Origin of the sequence: Pseudomonas sp. EGD-AK9 (assembly GCF_000465935.2) — a bacterium.
Classification (GTDB): domain Bacteria; phylum Pseudomonadota; class Gammaproteobacteria; order Pseudomonadales; family Pseudomonadaceae; genus Aquipseudomonas.
Window position 1 is genome coordinate 1 of the sequence record NZ_AVOF01000213.1, and the last position, 5646, is coordinate 5646.

At 67.8% G+C, this 5646-nt stretch carries 6 protein-coding genes and 1 pseudogene; 4 read left to right on the top strand and 3 right to left on the bottom strand.

The window, feature by feature from the left end; genetic code table 11:
• The 3 genes from N878_RS11210 to N878_RS11220 all read left to right on the top strand — a co-directional run.
• Window positions 1-402, top strand: a 402-nt coding sequence (locus N878_RS11210) for a biotin/lipoyl-containing protein (protein WP_031303045.1), incomplete at its 5' end; no start/stop codon positions are given.
• 264 nt (window positions 403-666) lie between these two features.
• On the top strand, window positions 667-1608 hold the full coding sequence (locus N878_RS11215; protein ID WP_021443748.1) for a sodium-dependent bicarbonate transport family permease: 942 nt from the start codon (window positions 667-669) through the stop codon (window positions 1606-1608).
• A 1-nt stretch (window position 1609) separates the two neighbouring features.
• Window positions 1610-1912, top strand: a complete 303-nt coding sequence (locus N878_RS11220; RefSeq protein WP_021443749.1) for a nitrogen regulatory protein P-II — start codon at window positions 1610-1612, stop codon at window positions 1910-1912.
• Between the two features lie 172 nt (window positions 1913-2084).
• Here the strand turns inward: N878_RS11220 and N878_RS11225 are convergent, their stop codons facing one another.
• The 3 genes from N878_RS11225 to N878_RS11235 form a co-directional block, all read right to left on the bottom strand.
• Window positions 2085-2813: a carbonic anhydrase gene (locus tag N878_RS11225; protein ID WP_021443750.1), complete on the bottom strand. Its 729-nt coding sequence runs from the start codon at window positions 2811-2813 to the stop codon at window positions 2085-2087.
• A gap of 135 nt (window positions 2814-2948) precedes the next feature.
• Window positions 2949-4007, bottom strand: coding sequence for a PA0069 family radical SAM protein (locus tag N878_RS11230; RefSeq protein WP_021443751.1), 1059 nt, complete (start codon window positions 4005-4007; stop codon window positions 2949-2951).
• 244 nt (window positions 4008-4251) lie between these two features.
• Window positions 4252-5241 carry a bile acid:sodium symporter family protein gene (locus tag N878_RS11235; protein WP_021443752.1) on the bottom strand — a complete coding sequence of 330 codons (990 nt, stop codon included), beginning with the start codon at window positions 5239-5241 and terminating at the stop codon, window positions 4252-4254.
• 81 nt (window positions 5242-5322) lie between these two features.
• On the opposite strand from N878_RS11235, the pseudogene N878_RS26790 reads away from it, so the two are divergent.
• Window positions 5323-5646: pseudogene (locus N878_RS26790) on the top strand (AraC family ligand binding domain-containing protein); the annotation flags it as partial.

The following is a 5646-nucleotide window of genomic DNA, read 5'->3' on the forward strand; positions in this document are numbered from 1 at the left end:
CCCACCGAGTTCGTGGTGGACGTGCACGGCGAGAGCTACCGCGTCGACATCACCGGCGTCGGCGTCAAGGGTGACGGCAAGCGTCACTTCTACCTGTCCATCGACGGCATGCCGGAAGAGGTGGTGTTCGAGCCGCTCAACGACTTCGTCGCCGGCACCGGCGGCAAGCGCAAGCAGGCCAGCGCGCCGGGCGACGTGTCCACCACCATGCCGGGCAACATCGTCGACGTGCTGGTCAAGGTCGGCGACGCGGTCAAGGCCGGCCAGGCGGTGCTGATCACCGAAGCGATGAAGATGGAGACCGAGGTGCAGGCGCCGATCGCCGGCACGGTCAAGGCGGTGCACGTGGCCAAGGGCGACCGAGTCAACCCGGGCGAGGTGCTGGTGGAAATCGAAGGTTAACCTCATGGAGCCCGGCCTGTTGAATGGGCAAGTTTGATGGGATCGCCCGGGCTCCTTTTTTATTTCGGCGCGACGGCGCGCGCGTGTTGTCCCGGGGGCCGCAAGGCTCCCTTTTTTTGATCGCGCGCGTGCCGGCGCGCCTACGCTTTCCGGTCATGTCCCGGTGCGTCGCCCGGTGGCGAGGCAAAGCAGGGCGATCAGCACCGCCCTGTGCCGGGGCATGGCCTTTTCCTTCGTTTCACCCGATCTAGGAGGTGAGCTCAAGTGGCTCTGGACCCGGTGGTGCTGTTCTTCGTCTTCGGCCTGGTCGCCGGTCTGCTCAAGAGCGAGCTGAAGCTGCCGGCGGCGCTGTACGAGACGCTGTCGATCATTCTCCTGCTGGCCATCGGTCTGCACGGCGGCGTGGAGCTGGCCGAGCAGGCCAGCCTGCAGCTGCTCGGCCAGTCGGCGCTGGTGCTGGCGCTCGGCGTGCTGTTGCCGTTGCTCGCCTTCGTCCTGCTGCGCGGCCTGCGCTTCGACCGCATCAACGCCGCCGCGGTGGCTGCGCACTACGGCTCGGTCAGCGCCGGTACCTTCGCCGTGGTGGTGGCCTATCTGCTGGCCAAGGGCGTCGCGTTCGAGAGCTATATGCCGCTGTTCGTGGCCATCCTGGAGATTCCCGCGATCCTGGTCGGTATCGTCCTGGCCAAGGGCATCTCCCGCGAGACCCACTGGGGCGAGCTGGGCCGCGAGATCTTCCTCGGCAAGAGCATCATGCTGCTACTCGGCGGCCTGGTGATCGGCGCCATCGCCGGCAAGGAGGCGATCAAGCCGCTGGAGCCGCTGTACACCAGCATGTTCAAGCCGGTGCTGGCGTTCTTCCTGCTGGAGATGGGCCTGATCGCCTCCGGCCAGCTCGGTGCGCTCAAGCAGTTCGGCCTGCGCCTGGCCGCCTTCGCCCTGCTGATGCCGCTGCTCGGCGCGCTGATCGGCGCCCTGCTGGCGCGCTTCATGGGCTTGAGCCTGGGCGGCACGGCGATGCTCGCCACCCTGGCCGCCTCGGCCTCCTATATCGCGGTGCCGGCGGCCATGCGCCTGGCGCTGCCGGAGGCCAACCCGTCGCTGTCGCTGACCGCTTCGCTGGGGATAACCTTCCCTTTCAATATCCTGCTCGGCATCCCGCTGTACCTGGCGCTGGCCGAGCTATTGATCGCCTGGGGATTCTGAGATGAACGCACATAGCCGTACCCTGCTCACCGTGATCTGCGAGGCGGCGCTGGAGAAGAAGCTGCTGGCCGACCTGGAGGCGCTCGGCGCCCCCGGCTGGACCCTCTCCGACGCCCGCGGCCGCGGGCACCGCGGCGTGCGCAGCGCCGATTGGGACACCGAGGGCAATATCCGCCTGGAAATCATCTGCGGCCGCGAGCTGGCCGAGCGCATCGCCGAACACCTGCAGGCGCGCTACTACGACCATTTCGCCATGGTCTGCTACCTGGCGCAGGTGGAGGTGCTGCGCGGGGAGAAGTTCTGAGTCGCCGCTCGTAGGCTGCGCTGTGCGCACCGGCTACGGAGACGCTTTAGGATAAGAGCGTCGCGGCTAAAGCCCCTCCTACCTCGCAGTGCATCTGCGAGAGAGGCGTCAGCCGCGACCTGGTGAGACTTGGTGCGCGCGGCCTGGGCGGCCCCGCGACACCCCAGGTTTTTCAGCTCTGCGGGTAGCGGGCGCGCGGGGTGGCCATCGGAACCTTGTCGCCATCGAGCGGCAGGAAGCCGCCCAGCTCGGCGTCGTAGGCCTTGATCTGGCTGGTTTCGATGTCGTACACCCAGCCGTGGATGAACAGTTGGCCGCGCGCCAGCTTGGCCGCCACCGAGGGGTGGGTGCGCAGGTGGTCGAGCTGGGCCACCACGTTTTCCTCGGTGAGCACGGCGAGGGTTTCCTGGTCGTTGCCGCAGCTGCAGTTCTCCGCCACCACCGTGCGTGCCACTTCGGCATGGCGCAGCCAGGCCTTGACCGTGGGCATGGTTTCCAGCGACGCCGGATTGAGCACCGCCTTCATCGCGCCGCAGTCGGAATGGCCGCAGATGACGATGTGCTGCACGCCCAGGGCCATCACCGCGTACTCGATGGCGGTGGATACGCCGCCCATCATCTGGCCGTAGGGCGGCACCACGTTGCCGACGTTGCGGTTGACGAACAGGTCGCCCGGCGAGCTCTGGGTGATCAGTTCCGGCACCACCCGCGAGTCGGCGCAGGTGATGAACATGGCGCGCGGGTTCTGCGCGGTGGCGAGCTTCTTGAACAGCTCTTCCTGCTGCGGGAATACCTCGTTGCGAAAGCGTTTGAAGCCGTCGACGATGCTTTGCAGCGCCTGCTCGGCGGTTTCGTTGCCCTCGTGGGTCTGAAGTGGAATGACCTGGTGTTTGTAAGGCATGCCCTGAACCTCTATGAACCTGAAAAGACGCTGCTAAACCGACAGCCGCAGCCGCTGGCGAGTCACACGCCAAGTGTCGCCTCAGGGCCGGTGCGGCGACAACCCGCAGGCCCGTGCAGACTGTGGCCGGGTGCGTCAGAGCAGGGCCAGCTGTCCACCCGGCGGGGCGAAGCGGCTGCAGTCCAGTTGCAGGGCCTGGCGCCGCTGCAGGCCGAGGCGGCGGATGGCCAGGGCGAAGCGCTGCGCCAGCAGTTCGGCGAAGGCGCCCTCGCCGCGAAAGCGCGCGCCGAACCGGCTGTCGTACAGCTCGCCGCCGCGGCTCTGACGGATCAGGCTGAGCACGTGCTCGGCGCGCTGCGGGTGATGGGCCCGCAACCACTCCTCGAACAGCGGCGCCACCTCGCGCGGCAGGCGCAGCAGCATGTAGTTGGCGCTCTGCGCACCGGCCTGCTGCGCCGCTTCGAGCAGGCGCTCGAGCTCCATGTCGTTGATCATCGGGATCATCGGCGAACACAGCACGCCGACCGGGATATCCTGCTGGCGCAGCACGCGGATCGCCCGCAGGCGTGCCGAAGGCGCCGCCGCGCGCGGTTCGAGGATGCGCTTGAGCTCGTCGTCCAGGGTGGTGAGGCTGATATACACCGCCACCAGGCGCTGCTTGGCCAGCTCGGCGAGCAGGTCCAGATCGCGCAGGATCAGCGCACCCTTGGTGACGATGGTCACCGGGTGGCGGTAGTCGAGGAGGATTTCCAGGCACTGGCGGGTCAGCCGCTGCTCGCGCTCGATCGGCTGGTAGGGGTCGGTGTTGGCACCCAGGTTGATCGGCGCGCACTGGTAGCCGGGCTTGCTCAGCTGCTGCTGGAGCAGGGCGGCGGCGTTGGTCTTGGCGATCAGCCGGGTCTCGAAGTCCAGCCCCGGCGACAGGTCCCAGTAGGCGTGGCTGGGCCGCGCGTAGCAGTAGATGCAGCCGTGCTCGCAGCCGCGGTAAGGGTTGATCGAGCGGTCGAAGGGCAGGTCCGGCGACTGGTTGCGGCTGATGATGGTCTTGGCGGTTTCCGCGCGCACCTCGGTGGCTCGGCTCGGCGGCACTTCTTCGAACCAGCCGTCGTCGCTGGCGATCACCCGGGTCGGGGCAAAGCGGTTATGCGGATTGCTGGCGGTGCCACGGCCACGTGGCGGCAGGCTGACGGACATGCTCGGACTCCTCGATATGCTGTATAAAAATACAGTTATTTTGAGTCCGAGCAAGTGCCGGTCATCAGCTGTAGGTCGGGTTGAGGAGCCCGCGACGAAGCCCAACGAGCGAGGGTGGGCACGACGCCGAGGCCAGGTCACCAGGTACCGTCGTTGGGCTTCGCTGCGCTCAGCGCCAACCTACCTCGTAGCCTGGATGCAATCCGGGGCATGTGCCGCCATCGAACCGTGGAGCGCATCTGGGCTATGCCGGGGCGGCCTCCTGCGCCATCTCCGGGCGCTTGGCATAACGTTGCGCCAGCACCGCGCAGACCATCAGCTGGATCTGGTGGAACAGCATCAGCGGCAGGATCAGCAGGCCGATGCTGCTGCCGGCGAACAGCACCTGGGCCATGGGCACGCCGGTGGCCAGGCTCTTCTTCGAGCCGCAGAAGAGGATGGTGATGCGGTCTTCCAGGCTGAAGCCCAGCCACTTGCCGAGCAGGTGGGTGAGCAGCAGCGCCAGCGCCAGCAGCACGCAGCAGGCCAGCACCAGGGCCAGCAGGGTGAGCAGCGGCACCTGCTGCCACAGGCCGCCGATCACCGCGGCGCTGAAGGCGGTGTAGACCACCAGCAGGATCGAGCTCTGGTCGACGTACTTCAGCCAGCCCTTGTTGCGGGTCACCCAAGCGCCGATCCAGCGCTGGGCGATCTGCCCGAGGATGAACGGCAGCAGCAGCTGCAGGCTGATCTTGCCGATGGCGTCCAAGGTCGAGCCGTTGGCGCCTTCCACGCCCATCAGCAGCGCCACCAGCAGCGGGGTGAGGAAGATGCCGAGCAGGCTGGAGGCCGCCGCGCTGCAGATCGCCGCGGCGATATTGCCGCGCGCCAGCGAGGTGAAGGCGATGGCCGACTGCACCGTGGCCGGCAGGGCGCAGAGGTAGAGCATGCCCAGGTACAGCTCGGTGCCGATCAGCGGCGCCAGCAGCGGCTTGAGCGCCAAGCCGAGCAGGGGAAACAGCACGAAGGTGCAGGCGAATACCAACAGATGCAGGCGCCAGTGCCCGGCGCCGGCGAGGATGGCCTGGCGCGACAGCTTGGCGCCGTGGAGGAAGAACAGCAGGGCGATGGCCAGGTTGGTGATCCACGCGAAGGCCACGGCCACCTGGCCGCTGGCGGGCAGGACGGTGGCGATCAGCACCACGGCGAGCAGGGTCTGGGTGAAGGCATCGGGCAGGAAGCGGCGCAGGGACATGGCGACTCTCGGGCTTGCGGTACGGGAGGCGGCCACACTATCGTGCTGGAAAATTTCCGGCTAACGCCAAAGAGCCAGCAAGTGTCGCCAAACAGACATTCGTCCACCCTGCACCGCAGCCTGCCCGAGCTGCCGAGCCTGCCGCGGCCGCTCTATGGCCGGGTCGAATCGCTGAGCAACCGCGCGCTGACCTTCCGCCACAGCCACCCCTGGGTGCAGCTGTCCTACGCCATCGCCGGGGTGCTCGAGGTGCAGACCGCCGGCGCCCGCTTCGTCGCCCCGCCGCAGCGCGCGGTGTGGGTGCCGGCGGGCGTCGAGCACCGGGGGTCAGCTCGCCGCGCACCGAGATGCGCAGCCTCTATATCGACGGCAGCGCGGTGCCCTGGGGGCCGGGCGCGTGCCGGG

Bases quoted from the DNA above. Each gene is read 5' to 3' on its own strand.
- N878_RS11230 (WP_021443751.1), bottom strand. From the start codon at position 4,007: ATGTCCGTCAGCCTGCCGCCACGTGGCCGTGGCACCGCCAGCAATCCG.
- N878_RS11225 (WP_021443750.1), bottom strand. From the start codon at position 2,813: ATGCCTTACAAACACCAGGTCATTCCACTTCAGACCCACGAGGGCAAC.
- N878_RS11235 (WP_021443752.1), bottom strand. From the start codon at position 5,241: ATGTCCCTGCGCCGCTTCCTGCCCGATGCCTTCACCCAGACCCTGCTC.
- N878_RS11220 (WP_021443749.1), top strand. From the start codon at position 1,610: ATGAACGCACATAGCCGTACCCTGCTCACCGTGATCTGCGAGGCGGCG.